This window comes from Castellaniella sp., from assembly GCF_034675845.1.
Classification (GTDB): domain Bacteria; phylum Pseudomonadota; class Gammaproteobacteria; order Burkholderiales; family Burkholderiaceae_B; genus Castellaniella.
The window spans coordinates 234,652-258,303 of sequence record NZ_JAUCCU010000002.1 but is presented as its reverse complement, the minus strand read 5'-3'; the positions used below and the strand labels follow the sequence as shown (position 1 = coordinate 258,303).

General features: G+C 61.1%; 19 protein-coding genes and 1 pseudogene. 17 read left to right on the top strand and 3 right to left on the bottom strand.

The window, feature by feature from the left end; genetic code table 11:
- The first annotated feature begins 21 nt into the window (after window positions 1-21).
- The 8 genes and pseudogenes from prpC (at window position 22) to efp (ending at window position 9,846) form a co-directional block, all read left to right on the top strand.
- Window positions 22-1,215 (top strand): 2-methylcitrate synthase, encoded by a 1,194-nt coding sequence (gene prpC, locus VDP81_RS12835; protein ID WP_323012542.1) that lies wholly within the window; start codon window positions 22-24, stop codon window positions 1,213-1,215.
- Between the two features lie 23 nt (window positions 1,216-1,238).
- Complete coding sequence (locus VDP81_RS12830) at window positions 1,239-2,690, top strand: bifunctional 2-methylcitrate dehydratase/aconitate hydratase (protein ID WP_323012541.1); 1,452 nt, start codon at window positions 1,239-1,241, stop codon at window positions 2,688-2,690.
- Window positions 2,680-3,003 (top strand): GNAT family N-acetyltransferase, encoded by a 324-nt coding sequence (locus tag VDP81_RS12825; protein WP_323012540.1) that lies wholly within the window; start codon window positions 2,680-2,682, stop codon window positions 3,001-3,003. The genes VDP81_RS12830 and VDP81_RS12825 overlap by 11 nt, the downstream gene beginning before the upstream one ends.
- A gap of 365 nt (window positions 3,004-3,368) precedes the next feature.
- Entirely contained in the window at window positions 3,369-3,989 is a 621-nt protein-coding gene (locus VDP81_RS12820; RefSeq protein WP_322997235.1) for an OmpW/AlkL family protein, read from the top strand.
- Between the two features lie 135 nt (window positions 3,990-4,124).
- A complete protein-coding gene (gene acnB, locus VDP81_RS12815; RefSeq protein ID WP_323012539.1) occupies window positions 4,125-6,710 on the top strand; it encodes a bifunctional aconitate hydratase 2/2-methylisocitrate dehydratase in 2,586 nt (861 codons plus the stop codon).
- Between the two features lie 125 nt (window positions 6,711-6,835).
- Window positions 6,836-7,972 (top strand): annotated as a pseudogene (locus tag VDP81_RS12810) (DUF2863 family protein); the annotation flags it as partial.
- Window positions 7,973-8,101: 129 nt separating this feature from the next.
- Window positions 8,102-9,202, top strand: a complete 1,101-nt coding sequence (gene earP, locus VDP81_RS12805) for an elongation factor P maturation arginine rhamnosyltransferase EarP (protein WP_323012537.1) — start codon at window positions 8,102-8,104, stop codon at window positions 9,200-9,202.
- A gap of 86 nt (window positions 9,203-9,288) precedes the next feature.
- Window positions 9,289-9,846, top strand: a complete 558-nt coding sequence (efp, locus tag VDP81_RS12800; RefSeq protein ID WP_322997231.1) for an elongation factor P — start codon at window positions 9,289-9,291, stop codon at window positions 9,844-9,846.
- A 71-nt stretch (window positions 9,847-9,917) separates the two neighbouring features.
- Here efp and VDP81_RS12795 read toward each other — a convergent pair whose 3' ends face one another.
- From VDP81_RS12795 to VDP81_RS12785, 3 genes are all read right to left on the bottom strand, one after another.
- A complete protein-coding gene (locus tag VDP81_RS12795) occupies window positions 9,918-10,415 on the bottom strand; it encodes a DUF1178 family protein (RefSeq protein WP_322997230.1) in 498 nt (165 codons plus the stop codon).
- A gap of 2 nt (window positions 10,416-10,417) precedes the next feature.
- Window positions 10,418-10,969, bottom strand: coding sequence for a thermonuclease family protein (locus VDP81_RS12790; RefSeq protein ID WP_322997229.1), 552 nt, complete (start codon window positions 10,967-10,969; stop codon window positions 10,418-10,420).
- A 146-nt stretch (window positions 10,970-11,115) separates the two neighbouring features.
- Complete coding sequence (locus VDP81_RS12785) at window positions 11,116-12,741, bottom strand: acyl-CoA dehydrogenase family protein (RefSeq protein ID WP_322997394.1); 1,626 nt, start codon at window positions 12,739-12,741, stop codon at window positions 11,116-11,118.
- 122 nt (window positions 12,742-12,863) lie between these two features.
- On the opposite strand from VDP81_RS12785, the gene VDP81_RS12780 reads away from it, so the two are divergent.
- The 9 genes from VDP81_RS12780 (at window position 12,864) to VDP81_RS12740 (ending at window position 23,578) form a co-directional block, all read left to right on the top strand.
- Window positions 12,864-13,907 (top strand): adenosine deaminase, encoded by a 1,044-nt coding sequence (locus tag VDP81_RS12780; protein ID WP_323012536.1) that lies wholly within the window; start codon window positions 12,864-12,866, stop codon window positions 13,905-13,907.
- A gap of 16 nt (window positions 13,908-13,923) precedes the next feature.
- Window positions 13,924-14,553, top strand: a complete 630-nt coding sequence (locus VDP81_RS12775) for a DNA-3-methyladenine glycosylase (RefSeq protein WP_322997227.1) — start codon at window positions 13,924-13,926, stop codon at window positions 14,551-14,553.
- Between the two features lie 110 nt (window positions 14,554-14,663).
- The gene (locus VDP81_RS12770; RefSeq protein ID WP_323012535.1) at window positions 14,664-17,021 is read left to right on the top strand and encodes a 4Fe-4S binding protein; all 2,358 of its coding nucleotides are present in this window, start codon (window positions 14,664-14,666) and stop codon (window positions 17,019-17,021) included.
- A 58-nt stretch (window positions 17,022-17,079) separates the two neighbouring features.
- The gene (nosZ, locus tag VDP81_RS12765) at window positions 17,080-18,984 is read left to right on the top strand and encodes a TAT-dependent nitrous-oxide reductase (protein WP_322997225.1); all 1,905 of its coding nucleotides are present in this window, start codon (window positions 17,080-17,082) and stop codon (window positions 18,982-18,984) included.
- A 5-nt stretch (window positions 18,985-18,989) separates the two neighbouring features.
- Entirely contained in the window at window positions 18,990-20,282 is a 1,293-nt protein-coding gene (locus VDP81_RS12760; protein WP_322997224.1) for a nitrous oxide reductase family maturation protein NosD, read from the top strand.
- Window positions 20,279-21,181 (top strand): ABC transporter ATP-binding protein, encoded by a 903-nt coding sequence (locus VDP81_RS12755; protein ID WP_322997223.1) that lies wholly within the window; start codon window positions 20,279-20,281, stop codon window positions 21,179-21,181. Before VDP81_RS12760 ends, VDP81_RS12755 begins: the two co-directional genes overlap by 4 nt.
- Window positions 21,178-22,008, top strand: a complete 831-nt coding sequence (locus VDP81_RS12750) for an ABC transporter permease (protein ID WP_322997222.1) — start codon at window positions 21,178-21,180, stop codon at window positions 22,006-22,008. Before VDP81_RS12755 ends, VDP81_RS12750 begins: the two co-directional genes overlap by 4 nt.
- Window positions 22,005-22,583 carry a nitrous oxide reductase accessory protein NosL gene (locus tag VDP81_RS12745; protein ID WP_322997221.1) on the top strand — a complete coding sequence of 193 codons (579 nt, stop codon included), beginning with the start codon at window positions 22,005-22,007 and terminating at the stop codon, window positions 22,581-22,583. The genes VDP81_RS12750 and VDP81_RS12745 overlap by 4 nt, the downstream gene beginning before the upstream one ends.
- The gene (locus tag VDP81_RS12740) at window positions 22,580-23,578 is read left to right on the top strand and encodes an FAD:protein FMN transferase (protein WP_323012534.1); all 999 of its coding nucleotides are present in this window, start codon (window positions 22,580-22,582) and stop codon (window positions 23,576-23,578) included. The genes VDP81_RS12745 and VDP81_RS12740 overlap by 4 nt, the downstream gene beginning before the upstream one ends.
- Window positions 23,579-23,652 lie beyond the last annotated feature (74 nt).

Sequence of the window (23,652 nt, the reverse complement as noted above, 5' to 3'; positions counted from 1 at the left end):
CTGTTCCCAAGGAGACCTCTGATGGCAACATCCTCCAAAAGCAAAAAATCCGATACCGCAGCCCCCAGCACCCCTGCGGCAGGCCCCAAGCCTAAAAAATCGGTGGCGCTGTCGGGCATTGTCGCGGGCAACACCGCCCTGTGCACCGTGGGCCGCAGCGGCAACGACCTGCACTATCGCGGCTATGACATCCTGGATATCGCCGATACCTGCGAATTCGAAGAAGTCGCCCACCTGCTGATTCACGGCAAACTGCCCAACAAGGCCGAACTCACCGCCTACAAAGAAAAGCTGCGCCGCCTGCGCGGCCTACCGCTGCAGGTACAGATGGCCCTGGAGGCCCTGCCTGCCGCCAGCCACCCGATGGACGTCATGCGCACGGCAGCTTCGGTGCTGGGCTGCGTGTTGCCCGAAAAAGACAACCACAACCTACCCGACGCCCGCGACATTGCCGACCGCCTGATGGCCAGCCTGGGCTCGGCCCTGTTGTACTGGTATCACTACAGCCACAATGGCAAGCAAATCGACGTCGAAACCGACGATGACAGCATTGGCGGTCATTTCTTGCACCTGCTGCACGGCGAAGTGCCTTCGGACGAGTGGGTGCGTGCCATGCATACGTCGCTCATCCTGTATGCCGAACACGAATTCAATGCCTCCACCTTTACGGGCCGGGTCATCGCCGGCACCGGGTCCGACGTGTATTCAGCCATTACAGGCGCCATCGGCGCCCTGCGCGGCCCGAAACACGGCGGCGCCAACGAGGTCGCCTTTGAAATCCAGAAGCGCTACGACACCCCCGACGAGGCCGAAGCCGATATCCGCCGCCGCGTCGAAGCCAAGGAAGTCGTCATCGGCTTTGGCCACCCGGTCTACACCGTGTCGGACCCACGCAATGAAGTCATCAAAACCGTCGCCAAGAAACTCTCCAAATCCGCCGGCTCGACCAAGATGTTCGACATTGCCGAACGCCTGGAATCCGTCATGTGGGACGCCAAGAAAATGTTCCCCAACCTGGACTGGTTCTCCGCCGTGTCCTACCACGTGATGGGGGTGCCCACCGCCATGTTCACCCCTCTGTTCGTGATCGCCCGCACGGCAGGCTGGTCAGCCCATATCATCGAACAACGCATCGACAACAAAATCATCCGCCCGACCGCCAACTACGTCGGCCCGGAAGACCGGAAATTCGTCCCACTGTCCAAGCGCAAATAAGCCGCAATTCTTTAGGAATCACTATGTCTGCGACTATTTCAAACGTCCGCCCCCAGCCCGACCAGGTGCTGGTGGATATTGTCGACTACGTACTCGACTACCAAATCAACAGCGAATTGGCGCTTTCCACCGCCCGCAGTTGCCTGATCGACACCCTGGGCTGCGGCCTGGAAGCCCTGGAATACCCGGCCTGCCGCAAGCTCATGGGCCCCATCGTGCCCGGCACCGTGGTCCCCAACGGCGCCAAGGTCCCCGGCACTCAATTCCAGCTGGACCCAGTCCAGGCAGCCTTCAACATCGGCTGCATGATTCGCTGGCTGGACTTCAATGACACCTGGCTGGCTGCCGAATGGGGCCATCCCTCGGATAATCTGGGTGGCATTCTGGCGGTGGCCGACTGGCTGTCGCGCAATGCCGTGGCGGCGGGCAAGGCCCCCCTGACCATGCGTGCCGTGCTCGAGGGCATGATCAAGGCCCACGAAATCCAGGGCTGCATCGCACTGGAAAACTCCTTCAACAAGGTCGGACTGGATCACGTGGTGCTGGTCAAGGTCGCCTCTACCGCCGTGGTATCCCAGATGTTGGGTCTTTCGCGCGAGGAAACCATCAATGCCGTGTCATTGGCCTGGGTCGATGGCCAAAGCCTGCGCACCTATCGTCATGCCCCCAACACCGGCAGCCGCAAATCCTGGGCGGCGGGCGACGCCACCAGCCGCGCCGTGCGTCTGGCCCTGATCGCCCGCACGGGCGAAATGGGCTACCCCTCGGTGCTGTCCGCACCGGGCTGGGGCTTCTATGACGTGCTGTTCAAAGGCCAGCCCTTCAAATTCCAGCGCCCTTATGGCAGCTACGTCATGGAAAACGTGCTGTTCAAGATCTCCTTCCCGGCAGAGTTCCACTCGCAGACCGCCGTGGAATGCGCCATGCAGATCCACGAAAAACTGGTCGCCGCCGGCAAAACCGACGCGGACATCAAGAAAATCACCATCCGCACGCACGAAGCCTGCATCCGCATCATCGACAAAAAAGGCCCGCTGAACAACCCGGCTGACCGCGATCACTGCATCCAGTACATGGTGGCTGTGCCTATCATCTTCGGTCGCCTGACCGCCGCCGACTATGAAGACGGCATCGCTGCCGATCCACGCATTGATGTCCTGCGCGACAAAATGACCTGCGTGGAAGACCCGGCCTTCACCGCCGACTATCACAACCCGGAAACGCGCTCGATCGCCAATGCCCTGACCGTCGAATTCAACGACGGCACAACGCTGGACGAGATCGTCTGCGAATACCCGATCGGCCACAAGCGTCGCCGGGCCGACGGCATCCCCCTGCTGGAGGAAAAATTCCGCACCAATCTGGCCCGCCAGTTCCCGGCACGCCAACAGCAGCGCATCCTGGACGTCTCGCTGGATCAGGCGAAGCTGGAAGCCATGCCGGTGCACGAATACGTGGATCTGTATGTCATCTAAGGCACCTGCCAACGGCGCAACTGCGGGGGTTGCGCCCCGCGCCATCCGCCACCATGCAACCGCCTCCCGGTTCGAATGGACCGAAGACGGCCAATTGTGCGTGTTGGATTATGTGCTGTCCGGCAATGTTGCCGCATTCACGCACACCGGGGTACCCGCCTCGGTAGGCGGACGCGGAATAGCCGCCGATCTGGTGCGCACCGGGCTGGACACGGCCCGCGCACAAGGTTGGAAAATCCAGGCAGTCTGTTCTTATGTCGCAGCCTATGTGCAGAAACATCCTGAATATCAGGATTTGCTGGCGGATGCATAGCCTGCGCCCCTGAGCCGGGGTGGTGCTTCTGTCTTTGGGGGCGCCAGCCAGCGGTCCGGCCTTTGGCCGGACTCCCCGGATCTGCCTCGTCCGCCGGGGCGTCGGGCGAACTCGGCCTACGGCCTCAAACACGCCCGACGAAAGCCCCCCGGCTCCCTTCGTCAGCATCCGGCGCTGGCCGACCGCGCCCCCAAAGACAGAAGCACCACCCCGGCTCTACTCCACCGCTCCTAGCCAAGCACACAAAAACCACTCACATATTAAATAAACTGCCATTTACTTGATCCGGATTAAAGCTTTTTAACCGGCTTCTGAACACAATAGGGCCTTGCATAAAACCACACTGCCAACATGGAGGCCCTCTCATGGCATCGTATCTTCGTCAAACCACCCTTGCCTGCGCTCTGGTGGCCTGTTCAGTTGCCGCCAGCCCCGTGCTGGCTCACGAAGCAGGCGACATTCTGGTCAAGGTCGGCGTCACACACGTCGAACCAAAATCGAATAACGGCACCGTCGCCAACGGCGCCGTCAAGCTCGACATCGATGGCAGCACCCGCCCCAGCCTCAGCGTGACCTATATGGCCACTCAAAACATCGGGATCGAGCTGCTGGCCGCCGTGCCATTCAAGCACACGATCAACGCCAAAGGCATCGGTGAAATCGGCTCGACCAAGCAACTGCCCCCCACCCTCAGCGTGCAATGGCACTTTCTGCCCGAATCAACCTTCCAGCCCTATGTCGGCATCGGCCTGAACTACACCACTTTCTTCAGCACCAAGAGCTCGCTGGGCGACCTGAGCCTCGGTGATTCCTGGGGCGTTGCCGCCCAGGCCGGCGTGGACATCAAGCTGAATGAGCGCTGGTTTCTCAACGCAGACTTGCGTTATATCGACATCTCGTCCACAGTGCGCCTGAATGGTGCCAACATCGGCAAAGCCCGGGTCGATCCCTGGGTCGCCACGGTCGGGGTCGGCTACCGCTTCTAAGTCCGTTGATGGGGCGGTTCAACCCCGAACCGCCATCACATCCAAGTCTTATGTCTTATATAAGACTGTTGCTCAAACTGCCGATCCCCTTTAAAATGCCCGCATTCTCAAACCCTTTCTGACTGGGGCATTTCCATGCTGGACTCCTATCGTACCGAAGCCGCCGCCCGTGAAGCCATTGGCACGCCACCGCTTCCTCTGACGGCAAAACAAACCGCCGACCTCATCGAACTGCTGAAAAACCCGCCCGCAGGCGAAGAAAAATTCCTGCTGGATTTGCTGACGCACCGTGTGCCGGCTGGCGTGGATGACGCCGCCCAAGTAAAGGCCTCTTATCTGGCTGCCGTGGCGCTGGGCAGCGAAACCTGTGCCCTGATCAGCCCCACGCATGCCACCGAACTGCTGGGCACCATGCTGGGGGGCTTCAATATCAGCGCCCTGATCGAACTCCTGGACCATGAGGCCCTGGCATCCGTCGCCGCCGAAGCCCTGAAAAAAACCCTGCTGGTGTTCGACGCTTTTCACGATATCGAAGAAAAAGCAAAGGCTGGCAACCCCCACGCCCAGGCCGTGATTCAAAGCTGGGCCGACGCCGAATGGTTCACCAGCCGCCCCGAAGTCCCCGAAAGCATGACGCTGACCGTCTTCAAGGTCACCGGCGAAACCAACACGGACGATCTGTCCCCCGCCCCTGACGCCTGGAGCCGCCCGGACATCCCGCTGCACGCCCTGGCCATGCTGAAAAACCCGCGCGACGGCATTACGCCGGATGCCCCCGGTCAGGTCGGGCCGATCCAGCTCATCACTGAACTGAAGAAAAAAGGCCACCTGGTTGCCTATGTGGGCGATGTAGTCGGCACCGGATCTTCACGCAAGTCCGCCACCAACTCCGTCATCTGGCATACGGGTGAAGACATCCCCTTCGTGCCGAACAAGCGCTTTGGCGGGGTATGCCTGGGCGGCAAGATCGCCCCGATCTTCTACAACACCATGGAAGACTCTGGCGCCCTGCCGATCGAACTCGACACCTCCGCCATGGCCATGGGCGACGTGATCGAACTGCGCCCCTACGATGGCAAAGCCCTGAAAGATGGCCAGGTCATCGCCGAATTCCAGCTGAAATCCGACGTGCTGCTGGACGAAGTCCGCGCCGGCGGACGGATTCCGCTGATCATCGGCCGCGGCCTGACCGCCAAGGCCCGCGCATCGCTGGGCCTGCCGCCTACCACCTTGTTCCGCCTGCCCGAATCTCCCGCCGATACCGGCAAGGGCTATTCACTGGCACAAAAACTGGTCGGTCGCGCCTGCGGCTTGCCTGAAGGCCAGGGCGTGCGCCCAGGTACTTACTGCGAACCGCGCATGACCTCGGTGGGCAGCCAGGACACCACTGGCCCCATGACCCGCGACGAACTGAAAGACTTGGCCTGCGTGGGCTTTTCAGCCGATCTGGTGATGCAGTCCTTCTGCCATACCGCAGCCTACCCAAAGCCCGTAGACGTCAAGACCCACCACGAACTGCCCACCTTCATCAGCACCCGTGGCGGCGTGGCCCTGCGTCCGGGCGATGGCATCATCCACTCGTGGCTGAACCGCATGCTGCTGCCTGATACCGTCGGCACCGGCGGCGATTCGCACACACGCTTCCCGATCGGCATCAGCTTCCCCGCCGGGTCCGGCCTGGTGGCCTTTGCCGCCGCCACCGGCGTCATGCCGCTGGACATGCCTGAATCCGTGCTGGTGCGCTTCAAGGGTGAAATGCAGCCTGGCGTCACGCTGCGCGACCTGGTCAACGCCATCCCGCTGTACGCCATCAAAAAGGGTTTGCTGACGGTCGAAAAGAAAGGCAAGAAGAACATTTTCTCCGGTCGCATCCTGGAAATCGAAGGGTTGCCCAACCTGAAGATCGAGCAGGCTTTCGAACTCTCCGATGCCTCCGCCGAACGCTCGGCGGCTGCCTGCACGGTGCGCCTGAACAAAGAACCAATCATCGAATACCTGAACAGCAACATCACGCTGCTGAAATGGATGATCGCCAATGGCTACCAGGATGCCCGCACACTGAGCCGCCGCATCAAGAACATGGAAGCCTGGCTGGCCGATCCGCAACTGGTTGAACCCGACGACAATGTCGAATACGCTGCCGTGATCGACATTGATCTGGCCGACATCCACGAACCCATCGTGGCCTGCCCGAACGACCCGGACGACGTCAAGACGCTGTCCGATGTGGCCGGCACCGCCATCGACGAGGTCTTCATCGGTAGCTGCATGACCAATATCGGCCACTTCCGCGCCGCCGCCGCGTTACTCAAGGGCAAACGCGATCTGCCCTCGAAGCTGTGGGTGGCCCCCCCCACCAAGATGGACGCCAGCGAACTGACCAAAGAAGGCCATTACGGCACCTTTGGCACGGCAGGCGCACGCATGGAAATGCCGGGATGCTCTCTGTGCATGGGCAACCAGGCCCAGGTGCGCGAAGGCGCCACGGTGTTCTCCACCAGCACCCGGAACTTCCCCAACCGCCTGGGTAAAAACGCCAATGTGTTCCTGGGTTCCGCCGAAATGGCAGCCATCTGCTCGGGCCTGGGGCGCATCCCCACCCGCGAAGAATACCTGGAAGCCATGGGCCTGCTGGCCAAGGACAGCCAGGAAATCTACCGCTACATGAACTTCGATCAAATCGAGGACTTCACCGCCGTGGCGAACACAGTCGATGCCTGATTGACCTCGCTGGGCGCCTCAGGGCGCCTCTCGCACCCAGCCCCGGACGAGCCGGGGCTTTTTATCGCCCAAGCAATCGCGATGGTCGCGGTACACTAATGAAACCCTGATATTTCTGGTGCTCCATGCCTGCTCGCTCCCGTTCATCCTCTTTGTCCCGCGCATCCCAGAGCCTGATTTCGCTAGCCGAGTCCCTGTCCTCCTGTGGCAGCCGACTGGAAGCACTCTGGTGGCAACAAATCCTGGGTCAGACCCTCATCAAGGCCCTGAGCTCACGCCAGGGCCATCCCGTCGAGTCCGCGCTGGATTATCTGCTGGACGAGCGCTCTGCCGCCTACGAAATCCTGGTTGAACAGGCCGAGGCTCATTCCGAGGCCATTACCCTCAGCCATCAGGATCAGACCTACGAAGCGCAACTGATCTCGGCCCCTATCCTGGCCTGGACACGCTACCAGTTGCCGACAGGACAACTGAACACCGACCAACGCCAGCAACTGGCCGATCTGCTCAGTACAACGGTATTGGCCCCAGGCGCGACGCACTACCTGATTCCCGAACTGGTGCGCTTTGACCAGCTTCCCCAGTCATTCCGCGACACCCGCACCTGGGTGACCGCGCTGGCCCAACATGCCCTGGGGGCCCGCCGCGAGGCACCCGACACTCGCCAGGCCGAAATTCCGGAAGACCTGCTGGCCGATGCCTATTTTCTGATGGCCCTGGTCGTGGTTCCTCAGGGACAGCCACTGTTTCAATGGCAGGCCCTGCCCGCCGACGATGCCGCCAGCCGGGCCTCAGTGACGGCGCAGTGGGCCGAGGGCTGCACCCGCATCGTTGATCCGCTATTTACCGGCTGCCTCATGGAATACCTGCCTCCCGAGGCCTTCTACAACAGCACCCGCCAGGCAGACCAGGCGATTCGGCCTCTGACCCTGAAGGCAGCCGTGACATGGCTGCAGACCGCCGCCCATCTGCCCGGGCAGGATCTGCGTGCCGCCATCGTCGCCTGCGGCGAACAAGCCATCGAGGAATACCGCATCGGCTTTTGCACGCGGCTCAGCAACGACGTTATTTATGGCTGCGTCTGGCCTGCCCTCAGCCCCGAGGAATCCGCCCCCGACCAAGGCGCCGATGGTCAGGTGGACACCTGGGACACGCTGGCAGCCCTGCTGTGCGAGGCAGGCATCCAGGACGTGCGCCGACTGCCCGGTTTGCAGGCACTGGAATTCTGCGAAGACTGCGGCACGCCCTTTTTCCCCAATATGCTGGGCGAAATGCAACACCCGGAACTCCCCGAGGAAATCGACCCCGAGCCCGTGCAGTTTCATTGATACCGCTTTCTAACCCCACCCGGCCTGCAAAACCAGCCCACAGCCATTCAGGCCTGTGCCCCCATGCCACCGAACACCCTGTCCTTTGATCTGTTTTGCCGCGTCATCGACAACTACGGCGACGCAGGCGTCTGCTGGCGGCTGGCCCGCCAACTGGCCGACATGGGCCATACCGTCAGGCTCTGGATCGATGATCTAGCCACGCTGGCACGGCTGGTGCCTGCCGTCCATCCCGACCTCGATACACAAGGTCGGGCGGGCGTCACCGTCAGCCTCTGGGCGCTGGCCGAACACACGCCGCCGCCAAGCGCAGGCGTCGTGATCGAGGCCTTTGGCTGTACGCTGCCCCCTGCTTACGTCTCGGCCATGGTGAGCCAGCAATGCCTGTGGATCAACCTGGAATATCTAAGCGCAGAATCCTGGATCGACGGCTGTCATGGCCTGCCATCCCCCCAAGCCAATGGCCTGAATAAATACTTTTACTTCCCAGGATTCAGCTCAGGCAGTGGGGGTTTGCTGCGCGAGCCAGACCTGCTCACCCGACGCCAGCAATCCAGTTCCCTAGACCGTTTTCAGCGCCTGCAGGCCCTGACGGGACTGGACACCACTGCTTGGCCCCGGCACGCCCGTCTGGTGTTGCTGTTCTGTTATCCGAATGCCCCGCTGGCCGGCCTGACGGCTGCCTTGGCCCGGCAAAGCCAGCCTACTTACCTGCTGGTGCCTGGCCAAACACCGGCTGGGCTGACCAGCCTGGACCAGCTCCACGTCCAGTCATTTGATTTTGTACCCCAGGACCGTTTTGACGAACTGCTATGGTGCTGCGACCTGAATATCGTGCGCGGCGAGGATTCTTTGGTACGAGCCATCTGGGCAGGCGCCCCGTTGGTGTGGCATATCTACCGCCAGCCCGAGTCAGCCCACTTGGATAAGCTCAAGGCCTGGTTGGATCGCGCCCAATGGCCCACTGCTGCCCACGCCCTGAACCAAGCCTGGAATCAAGCCGATGCTGCTGCCCTGGCCCAGGCCATGACCGATGCCCTCTCGCCAGCAGCCTGGAAATCCTGGCAAAACCGCAGCCATGACTGGAGCCAGGCACTGGCTGAACAACAAGATTTAGCGCACGGTCTGGTGGCGTTTTGCCAGAAGCACAGTCAAACAGGGTAGAATGTGCAGTTAACTTTTTTCTGCTGTTGCCTCGATATGCGTGTTTGTCTGCTCGGGGCATGTCAATCCCCCGGAGTCCTAACACCATGAAAACCGCCCAAGAACTGCGCGTTGGCAATGTCGTGATGGTCAATAATGACCCCTTGGTCGTTCAAAAGACCGAATACAACAAATCTGGCCGTAATTCCGCCGTCGTCAAGCTCAAATTCAAAAATCTGCTGACCGGTTCCGCCAGTGAATCCGTCTACAAGGCCGACGAAAAGCTCGAGCAAGTCATGCTCGAAAACAAGGAATGCACCTATTCCTATTTCGCCGACCCGATGTATGCCTTCATGGACGAGGAATACAACCAGCACGAAGTCGAAGCCGACAGCATGGGCGACGCGCTGAACTACCTCGAAGAAGGCATGACTGTGCAAGTCGTCTTCTACGACGGCCGTGCGATTTCCGTGGAACTGCCCACCATCATCGTGCGTGAAATCACCTACACCGAGCCCGCCGTCAAGGGCGATACCTCCGGCAAGGTCCTCAAGCCCGCCAAGATCAACACCGGCTACGAACTCGCCGTGCCGCTGTTCTGCAATATCGGCGACAAGATCGAAATCGACACGCGCACCAACGAATACCGCAGCCGGGTGATGTAAGCCTCTGTGGCCTTTCGTCACTACAACAAAAAACCGGCCTGTATGCCGGTTTTTTGTTGTAGTGCCCAGGCCTACTGCAGGCGGTCGTCGTCCAAAATATCGGGAATCGGCATGATGGAAATACCATCTTCCGCCAACTCGCGGCACTCCTCGATAGACGCGGTCCCCCGGATGGGGCGTTCTTTGGTTTCGCCTTCGTGCATACGGCGGGCTTCGTCGGCAAAGCGGCTGCCGACATCTTCGGTCTGACGCACAATATTGCGTACCTGGCGCAAGACCTCGGCCTGCAGTTTGGCCAATTGATGACTGGAGGGAGCAGCCACCGCAGTCTGGCCTTTAGGGACGGCAGGTGTGGCGGACTCTTGAGGCGCATCGCGTGTCGGCGACTGGCGCAGGTGGCTGAGATTCAGATGCGGTGCAGACACGCGGCGCGTAATCTGGCTGCTCTGGCAAATAGGACAACGCACCAGCGCCTGGGCCAACTGATCGTCATAGCTTTCCTGAGATGCAAACCAGCCTTCAAAGACGTGGTCATGTTCGCAGGCGAGGTCGAATACTTTAAGAGGCATAATCAGCAGATGGTGGTCTTTTTTCCAGTTTCAAGGGCTTTCCAGCACATCCAGCGCCAATCCCAGGGCGCCACCGGCTGAGCATCCCGCCATAGGCCCAAACCCTGTTGGCGGGCCTTGTTCTGCAGGGCCAGCAGACTGTTGTCGCGCAAATACTTACCCCCGCCCTGTTGGTTGGCCCAGGCCATGCCGCTGGCGACCATCGCCTGACTGGCGGTCCGTCCATCGGCCAACGGCACATCGCAGATCTCGCGCCCATAGCGGTCTTGTTCATAGCAGCGCAATTGCAGCGTCTGACCAGCCACCAGGTCCGCCAGCGCACGCCGGGCCGCCTGGCCATAAGGCTGGCCTGGCTGCTTTCTACCATGTCCGGTCTCGGGTGCATCGATGCTGGCCAACCGCACTCGCTGACGATGCCTACCCACCAGCAAAGTCAGCGTGTCTCCGTCAGCCACCTGCACCACCTGCCCCTTCAAAGTATAGGAAGCTGCAGTAGCGGGCATGGGCCAAAACAGCAATACCGCCAGACACAGCACCAGTCCGAAGCACGCCATTGCCCGAGGCGTCCGATATGCAGAGACGCCTAAGTCTGAGGAATAAGAGAGTCGCACGCCAGCACACAAGACAGCCATAAGAATTCCGTTCGTCCCGAGCCTGTCGAAGGACACATCATCAACCAGCGGCCCATTGTACCGGCTGTTCACTCTGGCCAGGCGCGCTGCAATAAGACATCCGTCGCCAACGCAGTCATGCACGCCCCATATACCCGACCGCCCACCGCCAGACGGCTATCGACAAAAGCCCGGGATACCGCCGCCGGAGCATGTCGCAGCAACAGGTCCGCCTGCACCAGCAAGATCAGATCCTGTGCCAACTGGCGCGCCTGCCATGGCTGTTGTACCGCATCCGCCTGCAAACCCCGCAACACACGGCTTGCCGTTTCACGCAGCGCAGGTTCTTCGTGATGCAGCTGGGCCAAGGCATCCACCCCCTGGCTGATGTAGGCACCGGCATGCCGGGCCGCCCGCAGCACATCCAGGCACATGACATTGCCCGACCCTTCCCAGATGGAGTTGACCGGCGCTTCGCGATAAAGACGCGCCATGGGACCGTCCTCGATATAGCCGTTACCGCCCCAGACTTCCATGCACTCAGCCAGGGCCTCGATGGTGCGCTTGCAGACCCAGAACTTTGCCGCCGGCGTCAAAATGCGCCGCCAGGCCTGCTCGGCCAGGTTTTCCGGATGATCAAAGGCCCGCGCCAGACGCAGCGCCAGCACCGTCGCGGCCTCGGACTCCAGCGCCAGATCTGCCAACACCTGGCGCATCAAAGGCTGATCAATGAGGTACTGGCCAAAGGCCCGCCGGTGCCGGGCATGATGTATCGCCTGCACCACCCCCTGGCGCAGCAAAGCAGCACTGCCCAGCACGCAATCCATGCGGGTATAGCCTGCCATTTCGACCAATGTAACGATCCCACGACCAGGTTCGCCGACCCGCCGACCCAGCGCATCCACAAACTCGACCTCGGCACTGGCATTGGAACGATTGCCCAGCTTGTCCTTGAGACGCTGAATATGCACGCCATTGCGTTGACCGTCCGCGACCCAGCGCGGCACATAAAAACAGGAATGTGCTTCGCCATCGCGCGCCAGCATCAAGTGCGCATCGGACATCGGCGAGGAAAAAAACCATTTATGCCCGGTCAATCGAAACCAATCGCCCCCCTCGGGCTGCGCCTGGCTGATATTGCTGCGCAAATCCGAACCGCCCTGTTTTTCGGTCATGCCCATGCCGACCATCATTGAATGCTTTTTGGTCAGGGGGAGATCCCTGTCATCGTACTGATCGCTGGCCAGCTTAGGCTGCAAATCGGCAAACCAGGGTTCACGCGCCAACAAGGGAATCGCGGCACTGGTCATGGTGATGGGGCACAAGGACCCGGCTTCGATCTGGCCATGCATCAAATAATGAGCAGCCCGCGCCACATGCGCCCCTGCCGTGGGCCGCAACCAGGCATGTCCCTGCATGCCCTGGGCAAAAGCCAGGGACAGGAACCGGCTCCAGCCCGGATGCGTGTCCACCGTATCAATGCGATGCCCGGTCCGATCAAAGGCGCGCAAGACCGGCGCGTTCCGATTTACCTCGGCGGCCAAGCTGGCCAGCTCAGCCTGCCCCAGGCGCTGCCCCCACGCAGCCAGACTGGCTTCGTGATTTTGCGCCCCCTCGCGTCGCACGCCTTCAGCCAGACACGCATCCATCAGATACAGATTGTAATCTGACAAATCAGGCACCTGATTATCCACCCGGTGCGCGGGTGACACCATAGAAGCCTCCATGACGCAGCCCCCGATTTCAGACAAGCTCAGTCCTCAGTCTACCCCTCTGCGGCAACTCGCAACAGCCTGCGGCCCTATAATCAAAGTCCGCCAACCAGACCGAGCACAACATGTCCCTCGCTCCGCAAGACACCGCTCTGCGCACCTGGGTGCGCCGCCTGCCCAAGGCCGAACTCCATCTGCACATCGAAGGCACCCTGGAACCCGAACTCATGTTCGAACTCGCCGCCCGTAACGGCGTCGCCCTGCCCTATGCCGATGTGGATGCCGTGCGTGCTGCCTATCAGTTCACGGACCTGCAGTCCTTTCTGGACCTGTATTACGCCGGTGCCAGCGTGCTGATGACCGAGCAGGACTTCTATGACCTGACCATGGCGTATCTGCGGCGCATCCATGCCGATGGTGTGGTCCATGCGGAAATCATGTTCGATCCCCAGACGCACACACATCGCGGCATCCCCATCGAGACCGTCTTCGCCGGTCTCGCCCGTGCCCTGCGCGAGGCCCGCGACACCCTGGGTATCAGCAGCTATCTGCTGCTGAGTTTTCTGCGCCACCTGTCCCAGGATGACGCTTTTGCCACGCTGGAATCGGCGCTGCCCCTGCGCGACGCCTACCAGGATCTTTGGATTGGAATCGGGCTGGACTCCGCCGAACTGGGCAATCCCCCGGAAAAATTCGCTGATATTTATGCCCGCTGCGCCGAACTGGGATTCATGCTGGTGGCCCACGCCGGCGAGGAAGGCCCGGCCGCCTATGTCCGCACGGCACTGGATACCCTGAACGTCGCCCGGATCGATCACGGCGTGCGCAGCAGCGACGACCCGGCTCTCTTGCAGATCCTGATCCAGCGCCAGATTCCGCTGACCGTCTGCCCCCTATCGAACCTCAAGCTCGCCGTGGTCCCCCGGCTGGCCGACCATAATCTGGCCCAGTTGCTGCGCGCCGGTGTTCTGGTCACCATCAACTCCGACGACCCCGCCTATTTTGGCGGCTATCTGCTCGATAACTATCTGGCCTGCGCCCAGGCCCTGGATCTCTCGCACGACGAACTGGTGACCCTGGCGGCCAACAGCCTGAACGCCTCGTTCTTACCCATCGCCGCCAAAACTCGGCTGCTGGATCAATTGACCCTGGCAGCCACCCAGGCCTAGCGCCGACAACCCATCCATGGCCACCCCCATCAATCTGGATAAATTGCGCCTGCCCTCTGATGCGATCCAGGGGCAGTGCCACAAGCTAGGCCGCGACTTCTACGACCGTCCCGCCCTGGCGGTAGCCCCCGACCTGTTGGGTCGACTGCTGGTACACGCCACCCCCAGCGGCCTGCGCATCGGCCGCATCGCCGAGGTCGAGGCCTATCTGGGCCCTACGGATCTGGCCGCACATACCTCACGCGGACGCACGGCCCGCACCCGGGCCATGTTCGGCCCGCCCGGCCATGCCTACGTCTATCTGATCTATGGCATGTACCATTGCATCAATGTCGTCACCGGCCCCGAAGGCAGCGGCACGGCCGTCTTGTTGCGGGCGCTGGCGCCAGTCTCGGGAATAGACAGCACCACCAACGGCCCTGGGCGGCTGTGCCGCGCCATGAACATCACCCTCGACCACTACGGCATGGATCTGTGCGGTGATACCTTGTGGCTGGCCCAGGATGAATCTCCCGCCCCATCCAAAATCACGACCAGCCCGCGTATCGGCGTAGACTACGCGGGTACCTGGGCCGACAAGCCCCTGCGCTACCACATAGACGGACATCCCGCCGTCAGCCGCCGTCCCAGCCGCAAGAAAACCTGAATCGGCAGCTTGTCCAGTCAAAATTCAAGCTTCAACTTGATATGGCTCAACACAAGGGTTTCCCCTAGCTACTAAGATGGTCCGGTCAACGATCCTGTAGTCCTGTCATCATGCACCGCGCCAGTCAGCCCTTGCTATCTTCCCGTTTTCCCGCCACCGGATTCCTATGGCTGCTGTTGCTTGCCGCCTTCTGGCTGGGCACTACGTTGGCGCATGCCGACACCCAGACATCCAGCAACACCAAGCACCAGGCCTATCAATTCGGCCAGAGCGGCACGGCGCTAGGCGGCGGCCCGCGCCTGGGTGCATTCCTGGAAAAAACCAATCCCGCCGAGATCTTTCCTGGCGCTGATCGCATCGGCCCCCCCGAAGGCAAACCCGTGGTGGCCCGCGCCTATGCCGGCAACCAGCAGCTGGGCTACGTGTACCTCACCACTGACATCGTCAATACCCGCGGTTACTCCAGCAAGCCCATCGACACTCTGGTAGGCCTGTCGCTGGATGGCGAAATCGTCGGCGCAAAGCTGGTCGAGCATCACGAGCCCATCGTCCTGATCGGCATTCCCGAAGCCAAGGTCACGCACTTCATCCAGGGCTACGTCGGTAAAAACTACGTCAAAGATCCACCCAAGCCCGGCAGCCCGCCCCCGGTGGACATCATCAGCGGCGCCACCGTCACCCTGATGGTGGTGGGCGACAGCATCACGCGCTCGGTATTGGCCGTGGCGCGCGACTATGGCATTGGCCGCAGCGGCACGGCCCAGACCGCACCGGTCGAACAACGCAGCGTCGACATGTCGCAAACCAACACGGAATCCTGGGATCAGTTGCTGGCCTCTGGTGCCGTCACCCAACTGAACGTCAGCGTCGCCGACATCAACCAGATATTTGAGAAAACAGGCCGTCAGGCAGCCATCGACAAACCCGAGTCCGGCGATCCAAACGACACTTTCATTGATCTTTACGTTGCCCTGGTCAGCGCTCCCACCATTGGCCGCAGTCTGCTGGGCGACACAGAATACAAGTACTTGCAGGAACGTCTGGCACCAGGCCAATCCGCCATCCTGGTGGCCAGCGCCGGCAAATATTCCTTCAAGGGCTCGGGCTATGTGCGCGGCGGGGTCTTCGACCGCATCGAAGTCGTCCAACAAGAAAACAGCTTCCACTTCACCGACCTGGACCACCAGCGCCTGGCCGATCTGATGGCCGCAGGCGCCCCCCGCCTGCCTGAAATCGCCCTGTTTACCGTCCCCACAGACGCCACCTTCGATCCCATCGCCCCTTGGCGCCTGCAACTGACCGTGCAGCGTGTGCTCAACGTTAAGGAAAAGGCCTTCACGACGCTCAGCCTGAACTACACGCTGCCCCAGTCGTTCACACAAGTCGACGCACCAGCAGCACCAGCCCAGACAGCCCCGGTTGACGCGACCCAGGCGGCTTCGGCCGACGACATGGCCGCCTATGAAGCGCCTGCGCTGTGGAAGCAAATGTGGGCCGCCAAGACCGGCCAGATCATCATTATCTCGATCGCCCTGGTACTGCTGATCGGCGTGTTCTTCTTCCAGGAACAACTCACCAGGCACGAGAAGCTCTACCGGCGTTTTCGCACAGGCTTTCTGATCTTCACCCTGTTCTGGATCGGTTGGTATGCGCAGGCCCAGCTGTCGGTGGTCAATGTACTCACCTTCACCACGTCGCTGCGCACGGATTTCAGCTGGGAATACTTCCTGATGGACCCCATTGTGTTCATCCTGTGGGTCGCCACCGCCATGTCGATCATCTTCTGGAATCGCGGCGCCTTCTGTGGCTGGCTATGCGCCTTTGGCGCCCTGCAAGAGCTCATCAATAAGCTCGCCAAGCTTCTGCGGGTGCCACAGATCAAAGTCCCGCACGGCGTCAACACCCGCCTGGCCGGCCTGAAATACATTATTTTCCTGGTGCTGTTCGGCGTCTCGATGTACGAACTGGGCCTGGCGGAAAAGCTCGCGGAAATCGAGCCCTTCAAAACCGCCATCATCCTGAAATTCGTGCGGGACTGGCCATTTGTCATCTTTGCCGTGCTGGTGCTGGTGCCGGGGCTATTCATCGAACGCTTCTACTGCCGCTATATGTGCCCCATGGGTGCCGCCCTGGCAATCCCTGCACGTCTGCGCATCTTCGACTGGCTGCGCCGCTACAAAACCTGTGGCAACCCCTGCCAGTTGTGCGCGGTCGAATGCCCTGTCCAGGCCATCAACCCCGAAGGCGACATCAACCCCAACGAATGCATCCAGTGCCTGAACTGCCAGCAGCTCTATAACAACGACAAGCGCTGCCCGCACCTGATCCAGAAAAACGCCAAGCTGAAACGCGACAAAAAAGCCCCGCCCGCCGATACCGGCCTGCCCGGCGAAGTCATCATCAGCCGCAAACCCTCTGTGCGCCCGCGCACGGAGGCCGACGTCAACCCGGTTTCTTCAAACCCATAGCGACCACTCTGGCAAAGATGCCAGAACCACTATGCCATTACCCCCCTGGGAGAACTTCATGTCCGACCAAAGCAATGACAAGCCCGGCCTGAGCCGCCGCGGATTTCTCGGCACCGCCGCCCTAACGGGGGCTGCTGCCATTGGCACCACCACGCACTTGACGGCCAACGCCAAGGACGAGAAAAAGAGCCATCAATCGATCGAGATCGCCCCCGGCGAACTGGACGAATACTATGCGTTCAGCTCCGGCGGCCAATCCGGCGAAGTGCGTATCCTGGGCTTGCCCTCGATGCGCGAACTCATGCGCATCCCGGTTTTCAATATGTGCAGCGCCACTGGCTGGGGCCAGACCAATGAAAGCCGCAAGATTCTGACCGAAGGCCTGACGCCCGCCACCAAGAAATTCGTCGACACCATCGGCGGCGTATTTCCCAATGGTGATGCCCACCATCCCCATATGTCGTTTACCGACGGCACCTATGACGGGCGCTACATCTTCATCAACGACAAGGCCAACACCCGCGTGGCCCGCATCCGCTGCGATGTGATGAAGACCGACAAGATCACCGAAATCCCCAACGCCGACGGCATCCACGGCCTGCGCCCACAGCGCTATCCGCGCACCGGCTACGTGTTTTGCAACGGCGAGCACATTGTGCCCCTGCCCAATGACGGCACGGTGATGGATGATCCCCAGAAAAACTTCTGGGCCATCTACACCGCGCTGGATGGCGACACCATGAAGGTCGCCTGGCAGGTGCTGGTGGACGGCAACCTGGATAACGGCGATGCCGACTACCAGGGCAAGTATTCTTTCGCCACCTGCTACAACTCCGAAAAAGGCCTGAACGTCACGGATATGTCCGCCAACGAGCAGGACTGGGCCGTGGTATTCAACATCGCCCGCATCGAAGAAGCCGTGAAAAACGGCGACTACAAGGAAATGAACGGCGTGCCGGTCATCGACGGGCGCAAGGGTTCCAAATACACCCGCTACATTCCGGTGCCCAATTCGCCGCACGGCTGTAACGCTGCCCCGGACGGCATCCACGTCGTCTTCAACGGCAAGCTCTCGCCCACCGTCACCGTGATCGACGTGCGCAAGCTGGACGACCTGTTCAACGACAAAATCAAGGAACGCGACGTTGTCGTGGCCGAGCCCCAACTGGGTCTGGGCCCCTTGCACACGGCCTTCGACGGCAAGGGCAACGCCTTTACCACGCTGTTTATCGATAGCCAGATGTGCAAATGGAATATCGAAAAAGCCAAGCAAGCCTACGCCGGCAAGGACGTCGACCCCATCATCCAGAAGCTGGACGTGCATTACCAGCCAGGCCATAACCACACCACCATGGGCGAAACCAAAGAAGCCGATGGCAAATGGCTGGTCTCGCTGAACAAGTTCTCCAAGGACCGCTTCCTGAACGTCGGCCCCCTGAAGCCCGAAAACGACCAGTTGATCGACATTTCGGGCGACGAGATGAAATTGGTGCACGATGGCCCCAGCTTCGCCGAACCGCACGATATGTTGCTGGTCCATCGCAGCAAGATCCGTCCCAAGCACCTCTGGGATCGCGATGACCCCATGTGGGAAGACGCGCGCATACAGGCAGAGAAAGACGGCGTCACGCTGGAAGGCGGCTCCACCGTCATCCGCGACGGCAACAAGGTGCGCGTCTATATGCTGGCCATTGCGCCGGTCTTCAGCCTGCCCAGCTTTGAAGTCAACGAAGGCGACGAAGTGACGGTATTTGTCACCAACATGGAGCGCATTGAAGACCTGACGCACGGCTTCACCCTGACCGGCTACGGCCTGGCGATGGAAATCGGCCCACAGGCCACGTCGTCCATCACCTTTACGGCATCGCGCCCCGGGGTGCACTGGTATTACTGCCAATGGTTCTGCCACGCGCTGCACATGGAAATGTCGGGTCAGATGTACGTCAAGCCCAAAAAAGCCTAAAGACCATGCGCATCTTCCGTTCCATCCCCGGTCTGGGGGCAGCCAACATGGCCGCCCTGCTGCTGGCCCTCGCGGCCAGCGGGGTGGTGCGGGCCGCCGTGCTGGACGTCCCGTCCGGCACGGCGCTGCAGGCGGCCATTCAGGCCGCCGCGCCAGGCGATACCTTACGTCTGGCCAGCGGCGATTACCCCGGCAACCTGGTCATCGACAAGCCTCTGATCCTGGAAGGCCCATCGGACCACAGCGCCATCATCACGGGCGAACGCCAAGGCCGCACCATTTGGGTCCAGGCCCCCGACGTCACCCTCAGGCAGTTGACCGTGCGCCATTCAGGCCTGAGCCTGTCCGACATGGACGCCGGTATTTTCCTAGACAAGACCGCCGCCCGCGCCCACATTGAAAACAACCAGATCCTGGATAACTCCGTCGGTGTCTACCTGTGGGGCGCCCAGGACGCGCTGGTCGAACACAACCGCATCATCGGCAACACCGGCCTGCGCGTCAACGAACGCGGCAACGGTGTCACCGTCTGGAATGCACCGGGATCGAAAGTCCTGGACAACCATATCTCTGAAGGCCGAGACGGTATATTTTCCAATAACAGCCGCGAAAACGTCTTCAGCCGCAATGTATTCGATCATCTGCGCTACGCGGTGCACTATATGTACACCAACGACAGCGAGGTCAGCGACAACCTGTCGCTAGGCAACGAAGTTGCCTATGCCATCATGTTCTCACGCCGTCTCAAGATCCGCGATAACATCGCCGTCCACAGCACCCACCAGGGCCTGATGCTGAACGCCACCGATGAATCCCTGGTTCAGGGCAACGTCATCGTCGATGCGGAAAAATGCGTTTTCGTCTACAACGCAAATCTGAACGAACTGACCGACAATCATTTTCAGGACTGCGACATCGGCGTGCACTACACCGGGTCCGATGGCAACCGCATCCACGGCAATGCTTTTGTGGCCAACCGCAACCAAGTCAAATACGTCGGCACCCGATTCCTGGAATGGTCTGACGCAGGCCGTGGCAATTACTGGTCTGACGCCGCAGTCTTCGACCTGGACGGCGACGGCATCGGCGACACCGCCTACCGGCCTAACGGCCTGATCGACCAAGTCATCTGGCGCGCACCCAATGCACGCCTGCTGCTGAATAGCCCCGCCGTGACCATCGTGCGCTGGGCCCAATCCCAATTTCCCGCCATCCTGCCAGGCGGCGTGATCGACAGTGCCCCCTTAATGGCGGCCCCCATCACCCCCACCTGGACCCGCTACGAGGCCCTGCCATGACTGTGACGGCACCCCCGATTGATTTGCACCGCGTCACCAAACGCTACGGCAAGCAGTGCGCCGTTGATCGCATCAGCCTATACCTGGAACCCGGCGAATGTGTGATTCTTGCCGGCCATAACGGTGCCGGTAAAAGCACCCTGATCAAACTCATCCTGGGCCTGATCCGGCCCGAATCCGGTACAGTGCGCGTGCTGGGCGAACTGGCAGGCAGCCGGGCTGCTGCCCGCAGTCGCCGCCTGATCGGCTATCTACCCGAAACCGTCGCCCTGCACCCTTCGCTGACAGGTGTCGAAACCCTGGATTTCTATGCCCAGCTAAAAGGCCTGGATACCCGGGCGAATGCCGCTTTGCTGTCGCGCGTGGGGATTGCCGAGGCCTCACGCCGCCGTGTCGGCGGATACTCCAAAGGCATGCGCCAACGCCTGGCCCTGGCCCAGGCCCTGCTGGGCCAGCCGCGCATCCTGCTGCTGGATGAACCCACCACCGGGCTGGACCCCGCCTCGCGGCTGCTGTTCTACGATATCGTGCGCGAATTGCGCGACGCCGGGACCGCCATTCTGCTGTCCACCCATGCGCTGGCCGAACTCGAAGGCCAGGCTGATCGCGTCATTGTGCTGCAAAAAGGCCAGAAGATCGCCGATGGCAGCTTGGCCGAGCTGCGACGCAACGCCGATCTGCCCGTGCGCATCCGGCTTAGTCTCAGCCACGATCCCATTTCGCTGCCGGACGGCTGGCGCCAGATCAGCGCCCAGCGCATTGAACTCAGTTGCTCGCAATCCGAGAAATTGCAGCATCTGCGCGCAGTACACGCCATGGAACATGTCATCGACATCGAACTGGAACAACCAGGGCTGGACGAAATGTACGCCCACTTCTTGCAGCGCGAGGACACATGAACCCCACTCTGATCCTGATGCGCAAGGAAATCCGCGACGGCCTGCGCAACCGCTGGGTACTGGCTGTCGCTATCTTATTGGCCATGTTGGCACTGTCACTGGGTTTTCTGGGTAGCGCCCCTACCGGCAGCGTCAAGGTCGACCCCCTGACCGTCACCGTAGTCAGCCTGTCCAGCCTGTCGATTTTCCTGGTGCCCCTGATCGCCATGCTGCTGTCCTATGATGCCATCGTCGGCGAAATCGACCGGGGCACCATGAACCTGCTGCTGAGCTATCCGATTTCCCGCCGCCAGGTCATGAGCGGAAAATTCTGCGGCCACCTGACCATCCTGGCGCTGGCCATCGGCGCGGGCTATGGCGTGGCCGGCCTGACCCTGCAACTGGCTTTTGGCGGGCTGGATTTATCCGCCTGGGGGCCTTTTGCCATGCTGATTGCCGCCAGCGTACTACTGGGGGCGGCCTTTCTGTCCATGGGCTACCTGATCAGCGCGCTAGTCCAGGAACGTCCGACCGCCGCAGGCATTGCCATTGGCGTCTGGCTATTCCTGGTCGTCATCTATGACATGGCCTTGTTGGGCATCCTGGTCGTCGATCAGGGCCGCCTGATCACAGCCCCGATCCTGAACATCATCTTGTTGCTCAATCCCACCGATGTCTATCGTCTGCTGAACCTGACCGGACATGAAAATATCGCCATGTTCGCCGGCATGGCGGGACTCAGCGGACAAGCCAGTCTGTCCCTGGGGTGGCTGCTGCTGGCCCAACTATTATGGATTGCCATCCCCCTGGCCCTGGCGGCCCGGGCCTTTGGCCGGAGGGCACTATGACCTTGATCACAACCCGCCGCCTGCTGCAGGCGGCTGCGATGGCAGGGTGCCTGCTGCTGGCCGCCTGTGGCGGCAGCGCCCCATCCGGCCCCCCGCCCGAGCCTCAGCTCCTGACTGATCAGGCCGTGGGGCATTACTGCGGCATGAACCTGACCGAGCATATCGGCCCCAAGGGCCAGATCCTGCTGCGCGACCAGGATCAGGCAGTCTGGTTTTCCACCATCCGTGAAGTCTTTGCCTATACCCTGCTGCCCGAAGAGCCCAAGACCATCGTGGCCATTTACGTGCAGGATATGGGTCAGGCCGATCCCAACGGAAATCCGCCCGCCGATGCCTGGATCGATGCCCGCACGGCACATTTTCTGATTGAAAGCCGCGCTGTGGGCGGCATGGGCGCACCCGACGCCCTGCCCTTTGCCCGCAGCGAAGACGCCCAGGCTTTCGCCCAGCGCCACGGTGGTCGCGTGCTTAGCTTTCAGGATGTGCCGGAAGACTACATCCTGCGCTACCAGGAACCCAGCCCATCGGCCCTGCGCCTGACTGATACCGATACCGCCCCCAAAGGTTCATCATGACCCGGACATCCCCCACCCGCCGACGTTTTCTGGGCATTGCCGCCGCCAGTGCCGCCCTGCTGGGGTCCACCCCGCTGTATGCTGCCCTGCAGCGCCCAGATGACTTGCCCTCACTGACGACCTGGCACGGTATTGCCCTGGGCGCAAACGCACAAATGCAGTTGCTGCACCCCGACCCCAGACAAGCGGAACAGTTGATCCAGTTGGCCATCGGCGAGATCCACCGTCTGGAACAGATCTTCAGTCTGTACCGCGACGACAGCGCGCTGGTACGGCTAAATCGGACCGGCCAGCTCGATCGCCCGCCCGCCGATCTGTGCCGTCTGTTGTCGGAAGCCTGTGCCCTGGCCGAACTGACTGGCGGATATTTCGACCCCACCGTCCAGCCGCTATGGGACTGGTATGTGCGCCAGGGCCTGCATCCCGCAGCCGCTCAGCCAGACACCATCCGACAAGCCCTGGCTACAGTCGACTACCAGGCGATCGACAACCGCCAGGACCGCATCCGCCTGACCCGCCCCGGCATGGCAATCACCCTGAATGGCATTGCCCAGGGCTATATCACTGATCGCGTCACCGAGCTACTGCGCGCCAATGGCCTGGAACACGCCATGATCGACTTGGGCGAAGCCCGCAGCCTGGGCCGTCCCGACCCCAGCCGCCCCTGGCGTGCCGGCCTGGCGGACCCAACAGATACAAGCAGGCTATTAAGCACCATAGAACTCCACAACCAGGCCCTGGCCACCTCCAGCGGCTCCGGCACCCTGATGGACGCTCATGGGGTTCAAACCCACCTGTTCGATCCGCATACAGGCAGTGCTATCCCCCGCTGGCGCAGCGTCAGCGTGCGCGCAAACGATGCCACCACGGCAGATGCGCTATCCACGGCCTTTAGTCTGATGCAAGAACAGCAAATTCGTAGTATAGTAGTGGGCTTTCCTGCACAGGCATGGTTATTGCCTTCTGGCACTGATCAGCTGGTGAAGTTGGGTTGATTATCAGTCCAGCCATCACAGGAAACAGCGTTATATGACAGCTTTTAAAAAACATGTTATATTTACGCCTCTTT

Coding starts and splice junctions, on each gene's coding strand:
- prpC (WP_323012542.1), top strand. CDS start 22: ATGGCAACATCCTCCAAAAGCAAAAAATCCGATACCGCAGCCCCCAGC.
- VDP81_RS12830 (WP_323012541.1), top strand. CDS start 1,239: ATGTCTGCGACTATTTCAAACGTCCGCCCCCAGCCCGACCAGGTGCTG.
- VDP81_RS12825 (WP_323012540.1), top strand. CDS start 2,680: ATGTCATCTAAGGCACCTGCCAACGGCGCAACTGCGGGGGTTGCGCCC.
- VDP81_RS12820 (WP_322997235.1), top strand. CDS start 3,369: ATGGCATCGTATCTTCGTCAAACCACCCTTGCCTGCGCTCTGGTGGCC.
- acnB (WP_323012539.1), top strand. CDS start 4,125: ATGCTGGACTCCTATCGTACCGAAGCCGCCGCCCGTGAAGCCATTGGC.
- earP (WP_323012537.1), top strand. CDS start 8,102: ATGCCACCGAACACCCTGTCCTTTGATCTGTTTTGCCGCGTCATCGAC.
- efp (WP_322997231.1), top strand. CDS start 9,289: ATGAAAACCGCCCAAGAACTGCGCGTTGGCAATGTCGTGATGGTCAAT.
- VDP81_RS12795 (WP_322997230.1), bottom strand. CDS start 10,415: ATGCCTCTTAAAGTATTCGACCTCGCCTGCGAACATGACCACGTCTTT.
- VDP81_RS12790 (WP_322997229.1), bottom strand. CDS start 10,969: ATGGCGTGCTTCGGACTGGTGCTGTGTCTGGCGGTATTGCTGTTTTGG.
- VDP81_RS12785 (WP_322997394.1), bottom strand. CDS start 12,741: ATGGTGTCACCCGCGCACCGGGTGGATAATCAGGTGCCTGATTTGTCA.
- VDP81_RS12780 (WP_323012536.1), top strand. CDS start 12,864: ATGTCCCTCGCTCCGCAAGACACCGCTCTGCGCACCTGGGTGCGCCGC.
- VDP81_RS12775 (WP_322997227.1), top strand. CDS start 13,924: ATGGCCACCCCCATCAATCTGGATAAATTGCGCCTGCCCTCTGATGCG.
- VDP81_RS12770 (WP_323012535.1), top strand. CDS start 14,664: ATGCACCGCGCCAGTCAGCCCTTGCTATCTTCCCGTTTTCCCGCCACC.
- nosZ (WP_322997225.1), top strand. CDS start 17,080: ATGTCCGACCAAAGCAATGACAAGCCCGGCCTGAGCCGCCGCGGATTT.
- VDP81_RS12760 (WP_322997224.1), top strand. CDS start 18,990: ATGCGCATCTTCCGTTCCATCCCCGGTCTGGGGGCAGCCAACATGGCC.
- VDP81_RS12755 (WP_322997223.1), top strand. CDS start 20,279: ATGACTGTGACGGCACCCCCGATTGATTTGCACCGCGTCACCAAACGC.
- VDP81_RS12750 (WP_322997222.1), top strand. CDS start 21,178: ATGAACCCCACTCTGATCCTGATGCGCAAGGAAATCCGCGACGGCCTG.
- VDP81_RS12745 (WP_322997221.1), top strand. CDS start 22,005: ATGACCTTGATCACAACCCGCCGCCTGCTGCAGGCGGCTGCGATGGCA.
- VDP81_RS12740 (WP_323012534.1), top strand. CDS start 22,580: ATGACCCGGACATCCCCCACCCGCCGACGTTTTCTGGGCATTGCCGCC.